Annotated in this window: 24 protein-coding genes; 18 read left to right on the plus strand and 6 right to left on the minus strand. The window is 49.6% G+C overall.

Annotated elements, in window-relative coordinates; translation table 11 throughout:
• The 4 genes from FP827_09005 to FP827_09020 all read left to right on the plus strand — a co-directional run.
• On the plus strand, positions 1-332 hold a 332-nt coding region (locus FP827_09005; GenBank protein MBA3053202.1), incomplete at its 5' end, for a YraN family protein.
• Positions 329-1,345, plus strand: coding sequence for a Holliday junction branch migration DNA helicase RuvB (ruvB, locus tag FP827_09010; GenBank protein ID MBA3053203.1), 1,017 nt, complete (start codon positions 329-331; stop codon positions 1,343-1,345). The genes FP827_09005 and ruvB, both read left to right, overlap by 4 nt.
• A complete protein-coding gene (locus FP827_09015) occupies positions 1,329-1,880 on the plus strand; it encodes an epoxyqueuosine reductase QueH (GenBank protein ID MBA3053204.1) in 552 nt (183 codons plus the stop codon). Before ruvB ends, FP827_09015 begins: the two co-directional genes overlap by 17 nt.
• Positions 1,877-3,037: a SpoIID/LytB domain-containing protein gene (locus tag FP827_09020; GenBank protein MBA3053205.1), complete on the plus strand. Its 1,161-nt coding sequence runs from the start codon at positions 1,877-1,879 to the stop codon at positions 3,035-3,037. The genes FP827_09015 and FP827_09020 overlap by 4 nt, the downstream gene beginning before the upstream one ends.
• Here the strand turns inward: FP827_09020 and FP827_09025 are convergent.
• Both FP827_09025 and FP827_09030 read right to left on the minus strand, forming a co-directional pair.
• Positions 3,034-3,414, minus strand: a complete 381-nt coding sequence (locus FP827_09025) for a helix-turn-helix transcriptional regulator (protein ID MBA3053206.1) — start codon at positions 3,412-3,414, stop codon at positions 3,034-3,036. The two genes, FP827_09020 and FP827_09025, sit on opposite strands and share 4 nt — an antisense overlap.
• Positions 3,411-4,076: a LysM peptidoglycan-binding domain-containing protein gene (locus FP827_09030; protein ID MBA3053207.1), complete on the minus strand. Its 666-nt coding sequence runs from the start codon at positions 4,074-4,076 to the stop codon at positions 3,411-3,413. Before FP827_09030 ends, FP827_09025 begins: the two co-directional genes overlap by 4 nt.
• Before the next feature lie 188 nt (positions 4,077-4,264).
• On the opposite strand from FP827_09030, the gene speD reads away from it, so the two are divergent.
• From speD to FP827_09070, 8 genes are all read left to right on the plus strand, one after another.
• Positions 4,265-4,678 carry an adenosylmethionine decarboxylase gene (speD, locus tag FP827_09035; protein MBA3053208.1) on the plus strand — a complete coding sequence of 138 codons (414 nt, stop codon included), beginning with the start codon at positions 4,265-4,267 and terminating at the stop codon, positions 4,676-4,678.
• Complete coding sequence (locus FP827_09040; GenBank protein ID MBA3053209.1) at positions 4,620-5,567, plus strand: spermidine synthase; 948 nt, start codon at positions 4,620-4,622, stop codon at positions 5,565-5,567. Before speD ends, FP827_09040 begins: the two co-directional genes overlap by 59 nt.
• Positions 5,568-7,010 carry an aminotransferase class I/II-fold pyridoxal phosphate-dependent enzyme gene (locus FP827_09045; GenBank protein MBA3053210.1) on the plus strand — a complete coding sequence of 481 codons (1,443 nt, stop codon included), beginning with the start codon at positions 5,568-5,570 and terminating at the stop codon, positions 7,008-7,010.
• A gap of 17 nt (positions 7,011-7,027) precedes the next feature.
• On the plus strand, positions 7,028-7,534 hold the full coding sequence (locus FP827_09050) for a TraR/DksA family transcriptional regulator (GenBank protein MBA3053211.1): 507 nt from the start codon (positions 7,028-7,030) through the stop codon (positions 7,532-7,534).
• The gene (locus FP827_09055) at positions 7,453-8,976 is read left to right on the plus strand and encodes a DUF1573 domain-containing protein (protein MBA3053212.1); all 1,524 of its coding nucleotides are present in this window, start codon (positions 7,453-7,455) and stop codon (positions 8,974-8,976) included. Before FP827_09050 ends, FP827_09055 begins: the two co-directional genes overlap by 82 nt.
• A 13-nt stretch (positions 8,977-8,989) precedes the next feature.
• Positions 8,990-10,420: a redoxin domain-containing protein gene (locus FP827_09060; GenBank protein ID MBA3053213.1), complete on the plus strand. Its 1,431-nt coding sequence runs from the start codon at positions 8,990-8,992 to the stop codon at positions 10,418-10,420.
• An 11-nt stretch (positions 10,421-10,431) separates the two neighbouring features.
• A complete protein-coding gene (locus FP827_09065) occupies positions 10,432-11,868 on the plus strand; it encodes a hypothetical protein (GenBank protein MBA3053214.1) in 1,437 nt (478 codons plus the stop codon).
• 67 nt (positions 11,869-11,935) lie between these two features.
• On the plus strand, positions 11,936-13,144 hold the full coding sequence (locus FP827_09070) for a hypothetical protein (protein MBA3053215.1): 1,209 nt from the start codon (positions 11,936-11,938) through the stop codon (positions 13,142-13,144).
• 54 nt (positions 13,145-13,198) lie between these two features.
• Here the strand turns inward: FP827_09070 and queF are convergent, their stop codons facing one another.
• Genes queF through FP827_09090 form a run of 4 tightly spaced genes read right to left on the minus strand, consistent with a single transcriptional unit; the run spans position 13,199 to position 16,318 of the window.
• Positions 13,199-13,591, minus strand: coding sequence for an NADPH-dependent 7-cyano-7-deazaguanine reductase QueF (gene queF, locus FP827_09075; protein ID MBA3053216.1), 393 nt, complete (start codon positions 13,589-13,591; stop codon positions 13,199-13,201).
• A complete protein-coding gene (locus FP827_09080) occupies positions 13,578-14,090 on the minus strand; it encodes a flavodoxin family protein (GenBank protein MBA3053217.1) in 513 nt (170 codons plus the stop codon). The genes queF and FP827_09080 overlap by 14 nt, the downstream gene beginning before the upstream one ends.
• Positions 14,044-15,402: an 8-oxoguanine deaminase gene (locus tag FP827_09085; GenBank protein ID MBA3053218.1), complete on the minus strand. Its 1,359-nt coding sequence runs from the start codon at positions 15,400-15,402 to the stop codon at positions 14,044-14,046. Before FP827_09085 ends, FP827_09080 begins: the two co-directional genes overlap by 47 nt.
• Positions 15,395-16,318, minus strand: coding sequence for an MBL fold metallo-hydrolase (locus FP827_09090; protein ID MBA3053219.1), 924 nt, complete (start codon positions 16,316-16,318; stop codon positions 15,395-15,397). Before FP827_09090 ends, FP827_09085 begins: the two co-directional genes overlap by 8 nt.
• Before the next feature lie 53 nt (positions 16,319-16,371).
• On the opposite strand from FP827_09090, the gene FP827_09095 reads away from it, so the two are divergent.
• The 6 genes from FP827_09095 (at position 16,372) to tuf (ending at position 21,954) form a co-directional block, all read left to right on the plus strand.
• On the plus strand, positions 16,372-17,232 hold the full coding sequence (locus tag FP827_09095; GenBank protein MBA3053220.1) for a GGDEF domain-containing protein: 861 nt from the start codon (positions 16,372-16,374) through the stop codon (positions 17,230-17,232).
• The gene (locus tag FP827_09100; GenBank protein MBA3053221.1) at positions 17,198-17,584 is read left to right on the plus strand and encodes a response regulator; all 387 of its coding nucleotides are present in this window, start codon (positions 17,198-17,200) and stop codon (positions 17,582-17,584) included. The genes FP827_09095 and FP827_09100 overlap by 35 nt, the downstream gene beginning before the upstream one ends.
• A gap of 104 nt (positions 17,585-17,688) precedes the next feature.
• Positions 17,689-18,066 (plus strand): 30S ribosomal protein S12, encoded by a 378-nt coding sequence (locus tag FP827_09105; protein ID MBA3053222.1) that lies wholly within the window; start codon positions 17,689-17,691, stop codon positions 18,064-18,066.
• Positions 18,063-18,539 carry a 30S ribosomal protein S7 gene (gene rpsG, locus FP827_09110; protein ID MBA3053223.1) on the plus strand — a complete coding sequence of 159 codons (477 nt, stop codon included), beginning with the start codon at positions 18,063-18,065 and terminating at the stop codon, positions 18,537-18,539. The genes FP827_09105 and rpsG overlap by 4 nt, the downstream gene beginning before the upstream one ends.
• Before the next feature lie 84 nt (positions 18,540-18,623).
• Complete coding sequence (fusA, locus tag FP827_09115) at positions 18,624-20,702, plus strand: elongation factor G (protein ID MBA3053224.1); 2,079 nt, start codon at positions 18,624-18,626, stop codon at positions 20,700-20,702.
• 52 nt (positions 20,703-20,754) lie between these two features.
• Positions 20,755-21,954, plus strand: a complete 1,200-nt coding sequence (gene tuf / locus FP827_09120) for an elongation factor Tu (GenBank protein MBA3053225.1) — start codon at positions 20,755-20,757, stop codon at positions 21,952-21,954.

Below are 21,954 nucleotides of genomic sequence, written 5' to 3' on the forward strand. Positions count from 1 at the left end.
CCGGGGATATCGCGGAGGGTAAGGCCTGTTCTTTTCTGGAAGAACGGGGGCTTAAAATACTTTACAGGAATTACACGGCCCGAACAGGCGAGATAGACATCATCGCCGCCGACGGAGACGAACTGTGTTTCGTGGAGGTAAAATCCTCCTCGGGAGATTTTCTGCCTCCGGAACTCAAAGTGAATAAAATCAAACAGAAAAAAATCATCAGGACAGCGTCTGTTTTTATGGACAGAGAAGGCAGGGATTTCGACGCTTTCAGATTTGATGTGATATCTTTTAACGGCGGCGAAGTCAGGCATTACAGAAACGCCTTTACAGCGGATTTATGAACGAAGATAAAAGCATAAAAGCTTTTGCCGGCTTCGGGGAAAAGGAATTTGACAACAGCCTCCGCCCGCGGGAACTGGGTGAATTCATAGGGCAGGCCTCTCTCAAAAAGAAACTTGATATATGCCTGCGAGCCGCGGGCCATCGTGAGCAGCCGCTTGACCATCTTCTTTTTCACGGTCCGCCCGGACTGGGTAAAACGACCCTAGCATATATTATGGCGAAAGAGATGGGCGTTAACATAAGATGCACATCGGGACCGGCTCTTGACAAGGTGGGCGATCTTGCCGCGATACTCAGCATTTTCTCGCGGGGAGACGTTTTTTTTATAGACGAGATACACAGGCTCAAAGCCAGCGTTGAGGAGGCATTATATCCTGCGATGGAGGATTTCAGGCTTGATATAATCATAGGAGAGGGCCCGTCGGCCAAAACGATGCAGCTGCCGCTGCCGAAATTCACGCTTATCGGCGCCACGACACGGAGCGGTTCTCTGGGCGGCGCCCTGAGGGACAGGTTCGGCATTGTTGAGAGAATAGGCCTTTATCCGAGCGAGGAACTATCCCTTATAATAGAAAGGTCCGCCGGCATTCTGCGGGTGAGGATAGAGAAGGACGCTTGTTTTCTGATAGCGTCCAGGTCCAGGGGCACGCCGCGTATAGCCAACAGGCTCCTGCGCCGCGTCAGGGACTGGGCTCAGGTGCACGGGCAGGATATTGTTTCAGCAGCCGCTGCCGACGAAGCGCTGGCTGTTTTCGGCGTGGATAAAAACGGTTTGTGCGAGATGGACAGAAAGCTGCTGACGGTTCTTATAAAAAATTACAACGGCGGCCCGGCGGGCCTCAAAACTCTTGAGGCGGCGCTGGGAGAGGATGCCGACACGATAAGCGATGTATACGAACCTTACCTCATACAGGAAGGTTATATAGAAAGAACAAAAGCCGGGCGTATGGTTACGATGAAAGCCCGGAAAAAACTCGGGCTTTCAAAAAACAGCGATGGCGAGCTCTTCTAATTGCCTCATTCATATCTGCTGCGGGCCCTGTATGAGCGGGGTCTATCCGTCGCTGGGCAAAGAAAAAAAGATAACCGGATTTTTTTATAACCCCAATATACATCCCCGCTCCGAATACATCAGCCGATATATGGCGGCGGGTTTTACCGCTTCATATTTTGGTTTTCCCATGATCTCTGATACGGACTATGACACTGAGCGCTGGGCGAGGGATGTTTTAGCGGGGCCTTCCCGCTGCGGGGCCTGTGTAAAAGACAGGCTCATGAAAACCGCCCAGACAGCGAGGGAAAAAGCTTTCCCGTCTTTTACGACAACTCTCCTTTTGAGCCCCTATCAGGATCATGATTTTATCAGGGGGGAGGGGGAGAGGATAGCTTCTCTTACGGGAATTGAATTTGTTTACAGGGATTTCAGAAAAAATTATGCCGAGTCCGTGAGGCTTTCAAAGCAAATTTTGTTGTACAGGCAAAAATACTGCGGCTGTGTGTTCAGTGAAGCCGAGCGCTTCGGGCCGCCCGGTAAGGTTTTATCATGAGACATAATTTCTCGTGGTTCGGCACGATAAAAAGAATCAGAACCGTCCCCATTCTTTTTGTAACGGCCTATTTTTTGCCGGCATTTTTGTGCGCCCGTGACCCGCAGATAATCACGATATTGATAGAACGCAATCAGAAATCCGTGAATATTTCTTCTCCCGACGGGATGACGGCGGCGGATATGCAGACGGGCCGCAGAGTTCTTTTTCCCAAAGGCAGTTCATACAGGGCCGAGCCGTCCGGCGGCGGCGTAAAGATAAGGGGAGAAATGTTCGGCGCTATGGTGAGGCTCATACCGGCCGGAGAAAGCGTAAAGTTGAACGGCCGCGCCTTCAGGGACAGCATAATATTGCAGAATGAGGCCTCTCTTTTGTCGGCGATCAATGAAATAGGTGTTGAAAGTTATCTTTGCGGCGTTTTGCCTAGAGAGCTTTCCCCCTCATGGGATGAGGAGGCTTTAAAAGCCCAGGCGGTTGTTTCAAGGACTTACATAATGGCCAATCTCGGAAGATTCTCCAAACAGGGATACGATCTCACCGCTTGTGAAAATTCCCAGGTTTACGGCGGACTTGATTGTGAGCAGGGTTCGACTTCCGAAGCTGTCCGCGCTACGGCGGGAGAGGTTATTAAATACAGGGGCGACATAGCGAGGGTTTACTTTCACGCAGACGCCGCGGGCCACACAGAAAGCCCTGAGTTCGTGTGGGGCTCGTCTTCGCCCCCGCCCTATCTTAAAGGAAAAAGGGAACCGGTCAGAAAAGACACGCCCTATTCCTCATGGGAATATGAGACGAGTTTTGAAGATATATCGCGTGTCTTTGAAAAAAACGGGTATAAAACAGGTGTGATAAAACGCGTTGTCATCAAGAATAAAACCCCGTCGGGCAGAGTTAAAAATTTCATGGTATATTCCGCATCCGGCAAGACGGAAATAAAATCCGGGAAATTCAGAACTATGCTCGGCGGCCGGAATATCAAGAGCACAAAAATTAATAAAATCATCAACGGCAGGAAAAGCGTTGTTTTCACAGGCGCCGGCTGGGGACACGGCGTGGGAATGTCCCAGTGGGGCGCGAAAGAGCTCGCCGAAAAGGGCTGGGATTACAAAAAAATACTCAGGTTATATTTTCCGGGAACCGGAATAGCTAAATATTAAAGTATCTCGTCGGGTATATCCTGTCTTTTGTAAACAGGTTTTTGGGGAGAAGGCCCCGGCTCGCGGGTTTTTTTTATCGGACGGGGAATCGCCCGCGGCAGTTTTTCAAGTATTTCAAAAATATCGTCACGAAGAAAAATATTCTGCAGCCTTGACGGTATTCTCCCGCAAATAAACATCAGCCGTTCAGGAGGCATCTTTATAAACTCCGCGATCTTGTCTATCGCCGCCTCCTCCGCGGGAGGGTTCCGTTTGCCTTTCAGCACTTTAGAAAGGTAAGAACTGTCGACGGAGCATTGTTTAGCGAAAGAGCGCAGCGAGAGCCCCGAGTCTTTTAACGCTTCTTTGATGACGATCGCGAAATTTTTCCGGCTCACTTATCTTTTGAGAGTCTCACGAAGTCGCCTATTTGGACAGGCCCCTTGGAGTATTTGACTGTGGCAATGCAGGATTTATCCTGTATGTCGTCGCTTACTGTCAGTATGCCGATGCGCCGTATAAGCACTCCCATGATTTTTTTGGTTTCCGGGTGATGTATTTTTTTGCTCGCCCGGTAAATATCAAAAATGTCGTTGGCCTTTACCCCGTCTTTCTTTCCCGCGTCAATGACCACTTTTGACCGCTGGGCATGGATAGCTATGTCTTCCGTAAAAGCCGAGATTTTGCCGGCATATTTGAAGTCCAGCGGCACCGCGGCGTTCTCATTGTAAGGAGCGATAAACATATCAAAGTTTTCATCTTCTTCTTTTGTTTCTTTGGCCGGCTCAACCGGTGTGGCGGCTATTTTCTTTTCACGCTCAATGGGAATGATGATCTCGTCTCCCGGAAAGATCCAGCGCGATTTCTTAATGTATTTGTTAAAGTCCCATATGTTCTTCCAGCGTTCTCCCTCGCCGTAGAAATGATCGGCAATCTTAAATAAGGTGTCGCCTTTTTTAACGGTGTAAACCTTGAAAACTGTCTCCATTTCGGCCCCGGATGCGCCGGATGCAAGGATCAGCACTAACACCAGAGAACACAAACTTATTTTTTTAGACATCGTCTATTCCCCCTTTTCGCGTACAGCTATACGTTGCTATAATATCAAATGCGCCGGAGTTTTGTAAAGCGGAAAATCGCCGCGCCGGTGTTTCGGCGGAATTAGGTCATTGACAAAATGGTCATTTATTTTTTATTTTTACTCTGTTTTACGCGTTATGTAACTCGCGCGAATGAAGGGGGTGAGAAATGGGCAAAACTCAGAAAAATGTCGGACGGCACATTGTTGCCGAGCTGTGGGGATGCAACAGCGAATATCTTGATGACGTTTCCATAGTGCAGGAGTTTATGAATAACGCCGCCCGCGCGGCGAATGCCACGGTTCTCAATTCCGTTTTTCACACTTTTATTCCTCACGGCGTTTCGGGGGCGGTGATAATAGCGGAGTCGCATCTGGCCATTCACACATGGAGCGAACTCTCGCTGGCCTCCATAGATATATACACATGCGGGGATAAAGCTGATCCGTGGAAGGCCTTTAACTACCTGAAGGACGCTTTTCAGTCGAAAAAACACACCGTGACAGAGTTGAAGCGCGGTATTTTTGAGGCCGACAGCGATTTTGACCTGCAGCAGAATTATAAGGATCAGGTCTGTGACTGAGTGGCTCAAAGAAAAATTCAGTCCTTACGAAATACATCTTCATAAATTCAAAAAAGTAGTAAGAAAGAAACGCACCAAATTCCAGGATATGGCTATAGTGGATACTTACAGTTTCGGCCGGTGCCTTGTTCTTGACGGTGAAATACAATCAGCGTTATCGGATGAAAAAATATATCATGAGCTTCTTGTCCATCCCGCCGCGGGCTTTTGCGCGGTCAAGCCGGAAAACGTCATCATACTCGGAGGAGGCGAAGGCGCTACGCTCCGGGAGGTGCTGAGGTGGAAGAGTGTCAGTAAAGTTGTGATGGTCGATATCGACGGCGAGACGGTGGAGTTTTGCAAAAAATACCTCGAGCCCTGGCACAGAGGTTCTTTTCGCGATCCGCGCGCCGAAGTGGTTTACGCCGACGCATATTCCTACATAAAGAATTCATCCGATGAATGGGATATGATAATTATGGATCTTCCCTGTCCTCTTAAAGGCGGCCCCGCCTTTAAGCTTTATACGCTTGAATTTTTTAAGATATTAAAAAAGCGCCTTGCGAAGGGCGGCATTCTTGTTACTCAGGGCGGCGGCGCTTCATCCGTGGATTCCGATTTTCATTTCGCGCTATATGCCACATTAAGGAAGGCGTTTAAACATCTTATGTCCTATCAGATGTTTGTGCCGTCTTTTGACGTGCCGTGGGCTTTTATCGCGGCCTCGGACCGCCGCTTTCCAGCGGGGAAAAAAGCGTGGGATAAAATCCGCCGCCACGCGTCAGGGCCGTTTGACACGCTTAACTCCCAGCTGCTGGATGCACTGGGAAAGAACCCCGAGTTTTTTAAAAAAGGCCTGAACAGCGGAAAGATAATTACAGAGCGTAAGCCGGTATATTTTTTTAAATAAATGGCCACAGGAGAGATCACTTTTTTAGCCGCGATGAAAAAGTACATCGCGACTGAAAAACATTCGTTCCACACTCCCGGACACAAGGCGGGCAGGGCTTTTGACGCGCAATTCCGGAATCACATAAAAAACAATCTGTTTTCGCTTGATATAACGGCGACGCCTTTTGTGGATTCAATACACAATCCGTCGGGCCCGCTGCTTGAAACCGCGCGCCGGATCAGCGATCTCTATGAGGTGAAAAAAAGTTTTCTGCTCGTCAATGGTTCCACCACGGGGAATCTCGCCGCGTTCATATCCCTTTTTCGCGACGGCGACTCGGTGCTCATATCCCGCAACAGCCATAAATCCGTCATAGGCGCCTGCATACTTTCAGGGGTGTATCCGGTCTGGATGAATCCCAGGATCCTTAAAAACGGCATCACCTGCGAGGTTAATTCGGAGGAGGTGGAAAAATATCTCAATTCGTATCCGGAGGTGAAGGGCGTGTTCGTCACCTCCCCTACATATCACGGCATTATCACGGATATAGAAAACATAGCGAAGGTGTGCAGAAAGCATAAAAAACTCCTTATTGTGGATGAGGCGTGGGGGCCGCATCTTTTTTTCAGTGAGGATAAAACTCTTTCGGCCGTTAATTACGCCGATTGCGTCATACACAGTTTCCATAAGATACTGCCTGTTTTTTCACAGGGTTCCGTCATGCATATCTGCTCGGGTAATATCAATGTGGAAACCGTTGTAAAAGCTGTTTCGCTTCTAACCACGACCTCGCCTTTCTATCCCATGCTCATGACTCTGGATTACTGTTCGCTGATGCTGAAGCGCAAAGGCCTGAAAATGGTGGAGAAGATGCTCGCGCTGGGCAATCTTGCCATATCGAACATAAGGAAGATGCCCCTGGGTTACGCCATGGATTCTTCCGATCTGCCGGAAGGATACAGAATGGACACGAGCAAGGTGACGATTGATTTCAGGGATCGGGGGCTGACGGGTTTTTTTATTCAGAAACATCTTATGAAAGCGGGCATAGGAATAGATTGCGCGAATCCCCTCAATGTGATAGCGACACTGGGGTTGGGCAATACAAGAGGAGATATATCAGCGCTGACAGCGGCTCTCAAAAACCTGCCTCAGAAAAGGCCGATCAAGTTCACGGGTTTCCGTTTCCCCGAAACGCCCGCCGAAATTGTTTTGACTCCGCGCGAGGTGTATACGCGTTACCAGAAAAAAAAGATACCCCTTGACGAGTCGGAAGGCCAGATATGCGCCGAGACCATCGCCCCCTATCCCCCCGGCATACCGGTGCTCCTGCCGGGAGAAAGGATCACCGCGGAAGTCATAGAATACCTTGAAATGATAGACCGCTTCAAATGGTCGGTTTTCAGGTCTGGAAAAAAGACCAAAAATAAGTTAGAATCGATCTCGGTTATAGAAGTGTGAGAGATTAGGAGAACATAATGAAAAAAATCAAAAAGAAAAAGCCGGCCCCGGCGAAGAAACCCGTTGCGAAGCTGAGCCCTGCGAAGCGCTCCGTCTGCCGTGGCGGATCTGCCTCTGGCGGAAAAAAGAAATCAGCGGCTGTAAAAAAGGAGGCTGTTAAAAAGATCAAACAGCCCTCGCCCAAAGAAAAGGCGCTGAGGCACAAGCATCTCACCGTAATAGTGTCGCAGCTGAAAGAGGAAAAACTGTTCGTGCAGGAGCGTGTCGAGAAAGCCAAGCGTGACGAGTGGATGGGCTCGGTCAATGATGAGATAGACAATGCCGTGGCCTCCGCCGAAAGGGACATACTTTTTGAAAGGGTGGACAGGCTCATCCAGCGGCTGGACGAAATTGATAACGCTCTGAAAAAAGCGCAGCTTAAAAACTTCGGCATTTGTGAAACGTGCGGTATGGCAATATCGCTCAAAAGACTCAAACTGATCCCTTACGCGCGCTTCTGCTACAGGTGCATATCAAACGACTGAAAAGGATATTCACAAATCCCCCCGCGAATAAATTGACCCTGCGGGTACTTTTTACGGGGGTGTTTTTTCTGCTGTTCTTATCTCCCGCGCGGGCTATAAAATTTGACAGCATATCGTGGGAAGCCGGAAAAATAGATCTCACCCGTCAAATTGAAAAAAAAGTGACGGTGATAAATGACGCGCAGGAAAGCGTTGAGCTGCTGACCCGGGTTTCCTGCGAGTGCGTTAGCGTTTATCCGAAGACATTTTCCCTCCTTCCCGGCGAGTCGGCGACGCTTCGGATAATATTCAATCCCGAAGGCGAAGAAGGGGCGGTCCGCCACAGCGTGTATTTTGAGACGAGCGCCGGGGATTTCATCAATTACTTCATCAGCGTAGATGTGGAGCCGGGTTTTGATATCTATTTTTTTTATGACGAGAATTGCGCCAAATGCGGCCGGATCATCAGGGAACTTGAGAAGCTCGAAAGCGAATATTCTTTCCGTCTCAGGAAACTGCTTATATCGGAACGGCGGAACTTTGAATTTATGGCCCAGCTTGAAAAAAACTTGGATGTCAAAAAAGACAGATTTCCTGTACTCGCTGTCGGCGGAGTTCTTCTCGCCGGCTCGGATGAAATAATTTCCGGAGCCGAAGCGGCTCTCGCTCAATTCAGCAGTTATCCGCCTGATACGATTGTGTTTGACACGAATGCCGGCCGGGCGGCGATCCTGGACAAATACGGCAAATTGAAGTTTCTTCCGGTGGCGGCAGCGGCTCTTATCGACGGGGTGAACCCCTGCGCTTTCGCGGGAATAATTTTTCTGATCTCCTATATGAGCTTTGTGATGAAAAAGCCGAAAAGGGAAATTATTGTTTTCGGCGCCGGATATTGCTTTGGTGTCGGAGTCCTGTATTTTCTCTTCGGCCTGGGTCTGCTTGAGATCGCTAGAGAACTGGCGCTTATGAAAGCGGCCGGCAGGGTGTTTTATTTTTTAATGGCCGCGCTGACCTTTGTTCTGGCGGTTTTGAGCGTCCGGGATGCCGTTGTTTTTCGCCAGGGCGGCGAAGCGGCTCTTAAGGTGCCGGACGCCGTCAGGGATCGGATGCGCAGGGTCAGTTCGAAGATGCTCGGCCGGGGGACGACTTTTCTCTACGCTTTTTTGATAGGGGGCATTGTTTCATCTTTTGAGTTTGTTTGCACGGGGCAGATATATCTGCCGACAATAGCCTATGTGGTGTCAGCCACAACCTATCGCGCTCAGGCGGTGTTCTCGCTTTTTCTTTACTCGGTTCTTTTTACGCTGCCGCTGCTGGCTGTTTTTGTTTTTGTTTTCGCAGGGATGTCGTCCGTCGGTATGATAACTTTTCTCAAAAAGCATGTTGTCGCGGCGAAACTTTTGAACGCTTTTCTTTTCGGGTCTTTCGCGGCCTATCTTTTCTTTTTCGCGATGGGCGGATAATAAAGGGGGTATTATGTTGAATGTGGTGAAATCCCTGCCTGTCCGGCAGTCAGGCCTGCCCGCCGGCAAGGCAGGCGGAAGCGCTGTGAAAAAAATACTTGCGGCCTGCGCGTTGCTGCTGCTGAGCAATTCCCTTTCCGCTTTTCAGGAAGGTGAGAACATGCCTAATTTCGGTCTGCCCGCCTCGGACGGAAATTTTTACATGCTGTCAGGTCTTCTGGAGAATGCTTCCGCGCTCGTATTTTCTTTCTTTGATTCCAACTGCGCCCCCTGCCGGAAAGAACTGCCCTCGCTCCTGGCGACGGAGAAAAAGTATGCCGCCGATAAAGGCGTGAGATTTTTCATGGTTTCTGTCGGGGAAGACAGGGAGACGGTCAAAAAATGTATAAAGGAATGGGGGATCACCCAGCCTGTGCTCTATGATGAATCGGCGGATCTGGCGAAACAGTGTTCCGTAGTTACGGGGTCCTTCAAGAACATTCCCCGCACATTTGTCACGGATAGAAACGGCAGGGTGACAAAAATATTCAAGGGTTATCAGGAAGGCCTGGTGAAAGTGCTGTCCATGGAAATAGATAAAGCCGCTTCGGCGTCAACCGGCACGGTGAAAACGATAAGGATACTTTACACGAACAGCGCCAACGGCATCATAGAATCCTGCGATTGCCCGACCAATCCCTACGGGGGGCTGGTGAGGAGGCTGACTTTTTTTCAAAAGATAGCCGCTCCCGATATTAAGATTTCGGCGGGGGACTTTTTTTCTCCCAATAACGAACAGATAAAAAACCGCTATGTGGCCGGGATAATGGCCAAACTGGATTATGACGCCGTGTGCGTGGGCGATCAGGAATTCCGCGCGGGGGCGGAGGCTTTTCAAAGTATTTTGTCAGAACATGAACTGCCCATTGTGAATGCCAATATGCAGCTCTGCGATGAAAAAAGCTGCTCGGTGTTCGGCAAACCCTACATAATCAAAGAAGTGAAGGGCGTGAAAATAGGGATAACGGGCGTTACTTCGGAATCCTGTTTTCTGTTTTACCCGCAAAAAATAAAAGAGCGCCTGAAGATCACAGCGCCGCCGAGGGAAGCGCTCGCCGAAATCGTCCCTATAATGCGGGAAAAATGCGATTATGTTTTCGCGCTGGTGCACGCCGGAGAAAAAGAGGTGGAGGAGATCGCCGCCGCGGTTAAGGGGATAGACGTTATTTTTTCCGGGCACACCCAGACTCTGACCTGTAAGAAGGGCAAGCCGCTCATCGTGCAGGCGGGCGCCGCCGCCCGCTATGTGGGGGAGCTGACAATGCGTCTATCCGGAGGGAGCGCCGAATATGAAAACAAATTTTTTCCTCTCACCGAGGATATAGTCAGGGACGCATGGGGGCTTTCCCTCAATGAAAAATATTTAATAGAATACAAAAAGAGTTTAGAAAAGTTTAAGCAATGAGGGGGCTATTTATGATAAACAGGCGTTTCGCGGTTTTGACTCTGGCGGTCATTTGTATATTAAACGGATCGGGGTGTGTCAGATCGGATCAGGCATGGAAGGCCGGCCGGAAAAAACCCGCGTGGGTATCAAAACCCCCGGAAAAGCCCGGTTATTATTATTACGTCGGCATCTCGCAGAATCAGGAAGACAGGGGCGTAGCCCTGCAGAGCGCCCTGGAAGAGGCGATGAAACAGGTGCTGACCACGATAGGAATCACTGTGGGTACCAAGATGCGCCTGGATAAAGAGATAAGCGGCAATGAGGCGATCACGAAGATGGTGGATAAATACAGGGAGACCGGCCAGGCCAAGTTGCAGGACCACAAAATCCAGGAAATGCACACCGAAGAGTACCGCGATGGAGACAGGCGTTTTTTTGATGTGTATCTGCTGTTGAGATATTCGGAGAGCGAGATAAAAAAAGAAAGGCAGCGCATTCAGGATCAGCAGGCACAAAACCGGCGCGAGGCCGACAGGAAAATGAAAGAGTCTGACATCATGCTGAAAGAGGGTAAGATATTGGCGTCGTTCGAGGAAGACGCGAGAATGTTCACAATGCTCGCCGACCAGCCCGGCATTTCACAATACTCCCTTCTTCTCAACAGAATAAAGAAACTGCTCAATTCCCTTGAGACGGAAGTTGCCAGCGCCCAGGGGAAAAAACCCTCTGTCCGGCTTATCGCGAAAATGGACGGGAAAAGGAAAGCCGTCTCCGGGGTGAGGATGCTTGCTTCTTTTGACACGGGTGAGGGCGAAGTTGATTCGCCCAAAAGCACGGACGAGGACGGGTTAGCCGTTTTCCCGATAGCAAAGATAAAATTCGCAGGGGGTATAACCAGGCTTAAAATCAGGCCCATGGCCGAGCAGTTCACGGTGCCGCTCCAAAACGCTTATATGGACGATTCGGATTTGCAATTTATAGAAGGGATATTGAAAGGCCTTGTGGTTTCATTGACCCTTAAAGCGGCGGATTTCGGGGGGAGCAAATTCGCGCTGGTCGTCTGGGACGACAAGGGTAAAAGAGAGACTTCTTTTGAAACGGCGCTCTCCAAACAGCTCACCGCCGCGGGAATAAGCGTGCGGGCTTTTTCAGATATCGCTGCGGGCGTGAGCTTTGACAATTTTGAGAACGAGGAATTTTACGGTTTTCTCACTACCCAGGGCATGGATAATTTGATTGTCGGGCGCGTCAAAGTCATTGATAACGGTGATGTTTATAATCTTAAAAGCGTGACGTCCCAGGCGGACATGAAAGTCGTGGAATTAAAAACCCGGAAACTTCTGGCGGCGTTTGAAAAATCAAAAACAGGCGTACAGATAAATTTTGAGAGAGCCAGGTCCAAGACTTCCAAAGAACTTGTTGAGGAAATAGCGCCTGAGCTCGTTGATATAGCCGGAGTGCAGTAATCAAATCAAAACATCCAAATCAGCAGTCCGCGAAGCGAAAATAAAAAACATACCCTCTTCGCCGGGGGTGTATATTTTCAAGGGCGCAAAAGATAAAATCCTTTATGTCGGGAAGGCCGCCGATCTTAAAAAGAGGGTATCGTCTTATTTCAAGAGCGGAATAACAAACAAGACATTCCACCTCATGGCCGCCGCCCGCCGGGTTGAATTCATAACTGTCTCAAGCGTCAAAGAAGCGCTTATCCTGGAAGAGAAACTCATAAAACTTTTAAGGCCGAAGTACAATGTCGTTCTGGCCGACGATAAAAATTATCCTTATGTTTGCGTGACCGATGAAAGATATCCGAGGTTTTTATACAGCCGCGGGAGAAAAACAGCCAATTGCTTCGGGCCTTATCCCGACGCGTCATCTTTGAAATTGTCAATGCGCCGGCTGTTAAGAATATTCGGCCTGCCTGTCTGCACAAGGCAGCAGTACGAGAGGATTTTCCGTATCGGCCGGGCGGAAAGCTGTATATATTTTCACATTGAGAAATGTCCCGCGCCCTGCTGCGGTAAAATACAGGTTAAGGATTATATGCGCAGAGTTAAAGGGGTAATAAGTTTTCTGAAAGGAGAAAAGAAGATCCTGATAAACGAACTGCGGGGAAAGATGAAAAAGGCCTCTGTTGAAACAGATTATGAAGAGGCTCTGCGTATCCGCAAAACCATTGACGCCTTCACAGAAGTGCAGGAGAGGGTCGATATCACCGCCGCCGATGCTGAAAAATATTTGTTCCGGCCGGTGCAGGCGCTGCGGCAGATCAAGGGCTTGCTGGGCCTGCGATGTATTCCGGAAACGATAGACGGTATGGACATATCGCACATACAGGGTTCAAGCACGGTGGCCTCCGCCGTGCGTTTCGTAAACGGCCTGCCGGATAAATCATCCTACCGGAAATATGCCATGCGCACGAAGGGGATAGACGATTGCGCGATGATAAGAGAGGCCGTCGCGAGGCGCTTCCGCAAAGAGAGCGCGGATCTTGTGCTCATAGATGGCGGTGAAGGTCAGTTAAATGCCGCCCTTGAGAGCATGAAAAAAATAAACAAAAATATTGAACTGATAGGCCTCGCCAAGCGCGAGGAGATCATATACAGAAAAAACGGCAAGACGCTGAAGCTGGCGAAAGATTCCCCGGCCCTGCGTTTACTTATGTATGTGAGGGACGAGGCGCACCGCTTTGCGGTCGCCTATCACAGGCAGAAGCGGAGAAAAACGATAGAGGATAGTTAAGAAAAGCGGGCAAACTCAATAACTGAAAGACCGATACCGCTTTCCCAATTTTCCTCAGCGGGGGTATTTCGCCGTGATTTTTGAGGACATGCCTCCACGGGCGTTGAACATGGCTTCAACCGTCGCGGTTTTTGGTTTTACATATTTGACGATATCTCCCAGCACTTTGTTGACGGCGTTTTCCTGGAAAATTCCCAGGTTCCGGTAGGCGATGAGATAGAGTTTCAGAGATTTCATCTCAATACAGTATTTGTCCGGTACATAGCGTATTACAAGGGTTCCAAGATCGGGCAGGCCCGCCAGAGGGCATATCGTGTTGAACTCGGGATATTCTATGACGATCTCGTATTTTTTATAAGTGTTCCGCCACACATCAATAGCGGGCAGTTTAGCGGCTATGCCGCTTTTAGAGCAGTCTTTGTAAGATTTGTTTTCAGGAGATCTCATTGTTGAGGATGTAATAGCTGCCCCGGTGAGTGATGCCGAGCGTATTAAAACAAGCTCTCACCGGCCTTGAGGCGCAGTCAAGATAATCTTTTGACTGTTCGCCGATGAGGACGAAATAGCCGTCGCAGTTTTTAACGGGCTTTATATTGTTTGACCAGTAAGCCTGACAGCGGTCTATAAGAGCCTTGAGCTGTGCGGGGACGGCGGTGAAGAACACGGGGCTTATGATTATCAATGCCTGCCTGTTTCTGATCAGGTTGATGAATTTACCGAAATCATCGCTCAGGGCACAAGGGCCCGCCGCGCATTTGAGGCATCCCGTGCAGGGCTTTATGTCAAAATCTTTGAGGTTCATGGCGGAACTTCCGGGGATGTCTTTATTTATCAGAGCGGCCATTTTTCTGCAGTTTCCCGTCTCGCGGGGACTGGCGTTGACGGCGAGGGTGTCCTTATCAGAGATTAGGGGCGATATCTCTTCTAAAAATTTTTCCAGCTTCATCCCATATCTCCTTTTCGTCAAAAACCTGTAATTGTTTATTTTTCACAACTATCTTTCCGTCGCAGATAACGTCGCTTGCGGTGAAATCCCTGCCGCAGAAAAGAAGTGCCGCGAGCGCATCGCCTGTCCCTCCGAAAGAAATATCACGGCAGTTGAACAGGGCTATGTCGGCGGCCTTACCCGGAGCGAGTTCGCCTATATCGCTTCGCCCGAGGGCTTTGGCTCCGCCTCTGGTTGCCATATAAAAAGCGTCCCTCGCAGGCATTGATTCCACGCCGGTCCGGACCCTGGCCACCATCATGGCGTTCCTGATCTCCAGCAGCATATTGGAGGAATCATTGGACGCGGAACCGTCAACGCCTATGGATACGGTGGCGCCGTTTTCCATCAGCGTTCTTATCGGCGCTATGCCGCTTCCGAGACGCAGGTTTGAAGTCGGGCAGTGCGCCACGCAGGATTTCGTGCCGCCCAGAAGTTTCATATCGTCATTACTTAAATGCACACAGTGGGCAAAAAGGACATCCTCGCCCAGCCAGCCGACCCGTTCCATATATTTGACGGGGGTGTCGCCGAATTTTTCCTTGCAGAAATTTTCTTCATCAACAGTCTCGGCCAGATGAGTGTGGGAGAGTATCTTATGCTTACGGGCGAATTTGATACTTTCCTTCATAATGCCGGTTGAAACCGAAAAGGGAGAGCAGGGGGCGTTCACTATCCTTGTCATAGCGAAGTCGTTATAATCGTGATATTTTTTTATCAGCCGCTCGGTGTCTTTGAGTATTTCTTCGTCTTTCTGTACCACTGAATCCGGCGGCAGGCCCCCGTCTTTGACCGAAAGCGACATGGAGCCTCTTGTCGGGTGGAATCTCACTCCGAGTGACCGCGCGGTGTCGATCTCAATATCTATCAGATTTTCACTTCTTTGCGGGAAGACATAATAATGATCCAGGGAGGTGGTGCAGCCCGAAAGGAAAAGTTCCCCTACGGCGAGTTTTGTTGATACCTCCACCCATTCGGGACTGAGGTGTTCCCATATACGGTAAAGATATATCAGCCAGTCAAAGAGCTTGGCGTCCGAAACCTGCGGCAGTACCCTGGTCAAGGTCTGGTAGAAATGATGATGCGTGTTCACAAATCCCGGAAGAGCTATTTTATATCTGCCGTCGATGATTGTGTCCGCCGGCTCCTGTATATTTTTCCCGATGCTCTTTATTCTGTTGCCTTCTATCAGTATATCGCAGTCTTTAAGTTCCCGGGAGTCGTCGTCCATACAGGCGCACAGGAAAATGTTCTTTATAAGTATTTTATTCATTGCTCTTCTGTCCGCTTTTTTTGCTTTCTTTCAGGAGCTCGGTGCTGTATCTTTTTCCGTCAGTGGTAATGCGTATGCTCCCGTCACGGTCTGTCCTGAATATTTTACAGCCGTAATCCTGCAGTCTTTTCAAAGTCGCTTTTTTCGGATGGCCGAAGCGGTTTTTGGACCCCACGCATATAACCGCGTAAAGCGGCCCAGCCCAGTCCATGAATTCCTGCGTCGTTGAAGACGTGGAGCCGTGATGCGACACTTTCAGAACCGTGCACAGGAGCTCTTTTTTGAAATTCTGCACCATAAATCTTTCGGTTTGTTTTTCACCGTCTCCTGTAAAAAGGAAGGATACATCCTTATAGACAAGTTTCAGCACCAGCGAATTTTCGTTTGGTTCGGAGCCGCCCCTGAAATATCTGTCGCGGGGAGGATTGAACACTTTGAAATAGCAGTATTTGTCGAGCTTGATCTTGTCACCCGCGCGCGCCTCCACATATTTGCATCCTTTTTCTTCCACGAGTTCAAGCAGATTTTCATAAACATATGAACTGTACTGAAAACCGGGATCTACAAAAGTATCTACCGGTATAGCTTTCAGTACCGACGGGAGTCCGCCTATGTGATCGTTATGGGGGTGAGACATGATCACATAGTCCAGTTTTTTGATCCCGAGTTTTTTCAGGAAGGGCACGACAATGCCTGCTCCGGCGTCAAAACTGCTCCATTCCGTGGGGCCGTTTCCCGCGTCAATGAGGATGTTTTTCCCCTCCGGCGTCTCAATGAGGATGCTGTCTCCCTGGCCGACATCTATATAAGTGACGGAAAGAACATTTTTTTTCACAGGCTGCTCTTCCGCGAAAACATTTGCCGAGAGCGCTATGGCGGCAAAAACAGCGCCGAAGATTTTTTTATATTGATACATTTGAAAAATTGTAGTAACATTAGCTCGAAAAATCAATAAGAGGGATTGAGGAAATGGATAAAAAAGAAAACATAGAGGGTTTTGAGGAAGAGGCGCTGGAGATCCTTTCGGAGGACGATTCGCCCGAGAAAAAGCTTCTGGGGCCGGAGCTGGATGCCATAGCGAGGGAAGAGAAATTCTTTTCCCACATAATACATTATCTCACGGGCCTGCGCACGGAAGAGGAAGAGGCCAGGGTGCTCTGGAGCGCCATACTGGATCACAAATACCTGATGAGCGAAAAACTCGCCAGGAATGTGGGATTTCGCGTTGCCGCGCTGGATTATTTCCTTAATATAGACAGGCGGCTGAAAAGAGTCAATTTCGTCGAGATCAACAAAATGAAGAAGATCTGGTTTGAGGCCTCTTATGATTCGCTGACGCGGGTTTTCAGAAAAAATGTGATGGACTACTGGTTTCTCCGTATGAAGGAAGAGGCCGGCGGGAAAAAACTTGCGGTCATTTTTTTTGATGTGGACGGATTCAAGAAATACAATGACAGGCTGGGCCATCTTGCCGGCGACGCGGCGCTCTATGAGATCGCCAGGGTCATGCGAAAATTTTCGGAAAAGGTATTCAGGTTCGGCGGCGACGAGTTTGTGATCATGGCTCAGATGGGCCTTGCCGAAGCGCGGGAGCTGGCGGCGAAAATCACAAAAAAGATACGCGCTTCCACCCAGGCTCTTGAAAAAGCGGAAAGCTCAATAGGCATATCTTTCGGCGCGGCCGTTTATCCGGATGACGGCGCTTCTCTGAAAGAACTGCTCAATGCCGCTGACAAGAGGCTTTATAAGAAAAAAAGCGAGCGTAAAAAAGCGAGCGTAAAAAAGCCGCTAAATAATGTCAAAAAGAGTCATCCTGATCGCCGAAGATGAGCCTTATATCAGGGAAGTGCTCAAGGCCATGGTCAACGAGCTGGGGGATTTTAATATCCTTGAGGCCGCCAACGCGGGGGAACTCGCGGATCTTGCGCGCAAAGTCCGGCCGGACCTTATAATAACGGATGTGATAATGCCGGATGAGGACGCGTATCACGCGCTGGCGGAACTCAAAAAAGACCCTGAGTTTAAAGACATTCCCGTCATATTCGAATCGGCCCTTATGAGCGACAGGGCTGTTTTTGAGACGATGGCGCCCCCCGGCCCGGCCGTGTTTCTGGTGAAACCGTTTAAATTTGACGAGTTCACCGAGGCCTTTAAAAAAATGCTCCCTCCCGCAAATGACTGAGCGCGGGGATTATGGACAGGGTAATATTTAGTTATTGACTTTTTTCCGGACAAATGTTTATTATAGGAACGTTTTGAAATTTTTTTTTAAGGAGATTGAATTAAATGCCGACGACTAATCAGCTGATAAAGAGCGGAAGAGAGAGCTTTAAAAAGGCCAAGAAAAACAGGGCTCTTCAAAGATGTCCGCAGAGAAGGGGCGTGTGCGTTAAAGTCTATACCACCACACCCAAGAAGCCGAATTCGGCTCTCAGAAAAGTGGCCAGGGTGAAGCTCACAAACGGTATGGAAGTAACGGCGTATATCCCGGGCATAGGGCATAATCTCCAGGAACATTCCATAGTCATGATAAGGGGCGGCAGGGTTAAAGATCTCCCGGGCGTGAGATATCATCTTGTCAGGGGAGTGCTCGATGCGGCGGGAACCGACGGCAGAAAGAAGTCCAGATCCAAATACGGCACGAAAAGAGGTAAGAAAGAATGAGCAGGAAAAAAATAAAAATCCACACATCCAGAAGACGGCTTCCGGACATCAAATACGGCAGCCTTATGATAACGCTGTTTATAAATAACATAATGAAAGAGGGTAAGAAAAACGCGGCTATGAGAATAATGTATGGTGCCCTGGATGAGGCGTCCAAACAGCTCAAGGTGCCGCAGAAAGATCTTCTTGACAAGGCGGTGACCAATCTCCGCCCGCAGGTCGAGGTCAAATCGCGGCGCGTTGGCGGCGCGACATATCAGATCCCGCAGCCCGTGACCGACGAAAGAGGGCAGGATCTGGCGATGCGCTGGATACTAGAGGCGGCCAGAAAGAGGAAGGGCGCCCCGATGCATAAGAAACTGGCGATGGAGCTCATAGACGCTTATAAGGGTGAGGGCTCCGTCATGAAAAAAAGAGAAAACGTTCATAAAATGGCGGAGGCCAATAAGGCTTTTGCTCATTACAGATATTGACTTTCTTGCGGAGGATGCGCTGATTATAAGAAAACTTTGATCCCTTTTTTCGGGATTTTCAGGATATAGTTCAGAAATAAAATTATGGAAGTTGATATTTCAAAATTAAGAAACATAGGCATTATAGCGCACATTGACGCGGGTAAGACAACCACAACGGAGAGGGTGCTTTTCTACACGGGACGTATATGGAGGATGGGCGAGGTGCATGACGGCACAACGATCATGGACCATCTTGAAGAGGAAAGAAAAAGAGGCATTACCATACAGTCCGCCGTTACGGTGTGTTCCTGGGATTATCCCGCGGGAGTGAAGCACCAGATAAACATCATAGACACGCCCGGCCATGTGGATTTTACCGCCGAGGTGGAGAGGTCGCTGCGCGTTCTTGACGGATGCGTGGTTGTTTTCTGCGCCGTGGGCGGCGTTGAGCCCCAGTCCGAAACGGTCTGGTACCAGGCCACCCGGCACAAGGTGCCGATAGTGGCTTTCATCAACAAGCTCGACAGGCCGGGGGCGGATTACTGGAAGGTTGTGAAACAGATGAGAAAGACTTTCGCTCAGAAAATATTGCCGATCGCCATTCCCGCCGGCGCCGAAAAGGATTTCATGGGCACGATTGATGTCATAGAAGAAAAGATGAGGGTTTACGGAAGTGAGGCGGACGGCAGCACGTGGACGGAATCCGACGTCCCGGATGACCTTAAAGATATATGCGAAAAGACCCGCGGGGAGCTGCTGGAAAGTCTGAGTGAAGTTAATGATGAGATACTGGAGCTTCTTGTTGAAAACAAGCCCGTCCCGGTGAAACTCATAAAAGACGCGCTGAGGGACGCGGTCATAAACAAGCGCTTTGTCCCGGTGGTGTGCGGCTCGGCGTTCAAGAACAAGGGCGTTCAGTTTCTGCTTGATTCCGTTTGCGCATATCTGCCCTCTCCGCTGGATGTGCCGGACACGAACGTTTTCAACCTGGAAACAAAAGAATACAGCACAATAAAAAATTCCGCTCAGGGGGATTTCATGGCCCTCGTCTTCAAGATAGTGACGGATCAGTTCCTGGGTAAACTCGCTTTTCTGCGGGTTTATTCCGGTTCTTTTGATTCGGGGAAGAGGCTGTATAACACCAGCAAGGACAGGGTGGAGAAGATAGACAGGATATTTTCTATGCACGCCGATAAAAAGGAAATAATAAAAAACATCACCGCCGGAGATATCGTGGCGGTGGCCGGTTTGAAAAACACGAGGACCGGCCAGACCCTCTCATCAAAAAATACGAATCTGGTTTTTGAGCCGCCCGTTTTTCCGGATCCGGTGATATCCCAGGCCATTGAGCCCGCCAAACCCGGCCAGCTTGACGCGCTGTCAATGGCGCTTTCAAAACTCGTTGATGAAGATCCCACTTTCCTTGTCAGGAAAGACGAAACATCCAGCGAAACGATAGTTTCCGGGATGGGAGAGCTCCACCTGGAAGTGAACATAGAGAGGATCAGGAGAGAGTTCGGCGTGCCCCTGAGGGTGTCGACGCCGAAAGTCAATTATAAAGAAGGCATCACCGCGGAAGTGATAGAAAACGGTAAATATGTCAAGCAGACCGGCGGCCACGGCCAGTACGCGCACGTTGTGCTGAAAATCTCGCCCAACAGCGAAGAAAAATTTGAGTTCAAGAATTCCATCAAAGGAGGGAGTATTCCCTCGCAGTTCATTCCCGCCGTTGAAGCCGGCGTGAAAATGGGCATCGAGTCAGGGCCTCTGGCCGGTTATCCTGTCAGGAATTTAACGGTGGAACTTTTGGACGGAAGTTTTCACGAGGTGGATTCTTCGGAACTGGCTTTCAGGATAGGTTCCTTTGAAACGATGAAAAAGGCGCTGAAAAAAGCCGCGCCCATCCTGCTGGAACCCGTTATGGATATTGAGGTAAGGACACCCACCCAGTATCTCGGAGATGTGCTCGGAGACCTGTCTTCCCGTCGGGGCAATACAGGGGGGTTGACAACAGAAGGCAATTTGACTATCATAAGGGCATTTGTGCCACTGGCGGAGATGTTCGGATACGCCACGGTGATAAGGTCTCTGACACAGGGAAGAGCGGGTTACGTTATGACGCCGAAAGGTTACGAGCGGGTCCCGGTGCATGTGGCGGAGGCTGTAATAGGGAAAGGATAGCAGTCGGCAAAGGTTTGCCGATATGGCCGCTTCGGCGGTCAAGGAGGAATTAATGGCTAAGGCGAAATTTGAGAGGGGTAAGCCGCATGTTAACATCGGTACCATCGGACATGTGGATCACGGCAAGACAACTTTAACATCAGCTATTACATTACTGCAGTCAAAATTAGGCAAAGCCGCTTTTGAGAAATATGAGGATATTGATAACGCTCCCGAGGAAAAAGAAAGAGGGATTACAATTGCGATACATCATTCGGAATATGAAACGGACACCAGGCACTATGCTCACATAGACTGTCCCGGTCACGCCGATTATATAAAAAATATGATCACCGGCGCCGCTCAGATGGACGGAGCGATACTTGTTGTCAGCGCCGCCGACGGCCCTATGCCCCAGACGAGAGAGCACATACTGCTCGCCCGCCAGGTCGGCGTACCCAGCATGGTGGTGTTCATCAATAAAACAGACCAGGTCGACGATCCGGAATTGCTGGATCTTGTGGAGCTGGAAATCAGGGAGCTCCTTTCAAAACAGGAATATGACGGAGACAATGTCAGAATAGCCAAGGGCTCGGCGACGAAATGCCTGGAATGCGCCTGCGGTAAGCCGGATTGTCCTAACTGCGGGCCGATATTGGAGCTCGTTAAGAACTGTGATGAGGCCATACCGGAGCCCAAGAGAGATCTGGACAAACCTTTCCTCATGGCGGTGGAAGACATATTCTCCATCACCGGCCGCGGTACTGTTGCCACCGGACGCGTGGAGAGGGGCCAGCTTAAGATGGGAGAGGAAATAGAAGTGGTGGGTTTCGGGGAAGTCATAAAGACCGTTGCCACATCCCTTGAAATGTTCAGAAAAATTCTTGATTCAACCCAGGCGGGAGATAACGTCGGAATCCTTTTGAGGGGCGTTGATAAAGAAAAGATAGAGAGAGGTATGGTGCTGGCAAAACCCGGCAGCATAACCCCGCACAAGAAGTTTGTCGCGCAGGTTTATGTCCTCAAGAAAGAAGAGGGCGGAAGGCACACTCCCTTTGTGACCGGCTACAGGCCCCAGTTCTACATAAGGACCACGGATGTCACGGGAACGGTTCATCTTCCTTCGGGCCGGGATCTTGTGATGCCCGGAGACAACGTCGAGGTGACGGCTGAGCTCATATATCCGATAGCCATGGAAGAGGGCCTCAGATTCGCCATCAGGGAAGGCGGCCACACCGTTGCTTCCGGCGTGATCTCGAAGATACTAGAATAA

This window comes from Candidatus Omnitrophota bacterium (assembly GCA_013791745.1).
Taxonomy (GTDB): Bacteria; CG03; CG03; order CG03; family CG03; genus CG03.

What these genes read in the sequence shown, in the direction of transcription:
- queF (MBA3053216.1), bottom strand. Translation starts at nt 13,591, where the DNA reads ATGAGATCTCCTGAAAACAAATCTTACAAAGACTGCTCTAAAAGCGGC.
- rpsG (MBA3053223.1), top strand. Translation starts at nt 18,063, where the DNA reads ATGAGCAGGAAAAAAATAAAAATCCACACATCCAGAAGACGGCTTCCG.
- FP827_09090 (MBA3053219.1), bottom strand. Translation starts at nt 16,318, where the DNA reads ATGTATCAATATAAAAAAATCTTCGGCGCTGTTTTTGCCGCCATAGCG.
- FP827_09050 (MBA3053211.1), top strand. Translation starts at nt 7,028, where the DNA reads ATGAAAAAAATCAAAAAGAAAAAGCCGGCCCCGGCGAAGAAACCCGTT.
- FP827_09100 (MBA3053221.1), top strand. Translation starts at nt 17,198, where the DNA reads ATGTCAAAAAGAGTCATCCTGATCGCCGAAGATGAGCCTTATATCAGG.
- fusA (MBA3053224.1), top strand. Translation starts at nt 18,624, where the DNA reads ATGGAAGTTGATATTTCAAAATTAAGAAACATAGGCATTATAGCGCAC.
- tuf (MBA3053225.1), top strand. Translation starts at nt 20,755, where the DNA reads ATGGCTAAGGCGAAATTTGAGAGGGGTAAGCCGCATGTTAACATCGGT.
- FP827_09060 (MBA3053213.1), top strand. Translation starts at nt 8,990, where the DNA reads ATGTTGAATGTGGTGAAATCCCTGCCTGTCCGGCAGTCAGGCCTGCCC.
- FP827_09020 (MBA3053205.1), top strand. Translation starts at nt 1,877, where the DNA reads ATGAGACATAATTTCTCGTGGTTCGGCACGATAAAAAGAATCAGAACC.
- FP827_09105 (MBA3053222.1), top strand. Translation starts at nt 17,689, where the DNA reads ATGCCGACGACTAATCAGCTGATAAAGAGCGGAAGAGAGAGCTTTAAA.
- FP827_09045 (MBA3053210.1), top strand. Translation starts at nt 5,568, where the DNA reads ATGGCCACAGGAGAGATCACTTTTTTAGCCGCGATGAAAAAGTACATC.
- ruvB (MBA3053203.1), top strand. Translation starts at nt 329, where the DNA reads ATGAACGAAGATAAAAGCATAAAAGCTTTTGCCGGCTTCGGGGAAAAG.
- FP827_09015 (MBA3053204.1), top strand. Translation starts at nt 1,329, where the DNA reads ATGGCGAGCTCTTCTAATTGCCTCATTCATATCTGCTGCGGGCCCTGT.
- FP827_09080 (MBA3053217.1), bottom strand. Translation starts at nt 14,090, where the DNA reads ATGAAGCTGGAAAAATTTTTAGAAGAGATATCGCCCCTAATCTCTGAT.
- FP827_09030 (MBA3053207.1), bottom strand. Translation starts at nt 4,076, where the DNA reads ATGTCTAAAAAAATAAGTTTGTGTTCTCTGGTGTTAGTGCTGATCCTT.
- speD (MBA3053208.1), top strand. Translation starts at nt 4,265, where the DNA reads ATGGGCAAAACTCAGAAAAATGTCGGACGGCACATTGTTGCCGAGCTG.
- FP827_09095 (MBA3053220.1), top strand. Translation starts at nt 16,372, where the DNA reads ATGGATAAAAAAGAAAACATAGAGGGTTTTGAGGAAGAGGCGCTGGAG.
- FP827_09085 (MBA3053218.1), bottom strand. Translation starts at nt 15,402, where the DNA reads ATGAATAAAATACTTATAAAGAACATTTTCCTGTGCGCCTGTATGGAC.
- FP827_09065 (MBA3053214.1), top strand. Translation starts at nt 10,432, where the DNA reads ATGATAAACAGGCGTTTCGCGGTTTTGACTCTGGCGGTCATTTGTATA.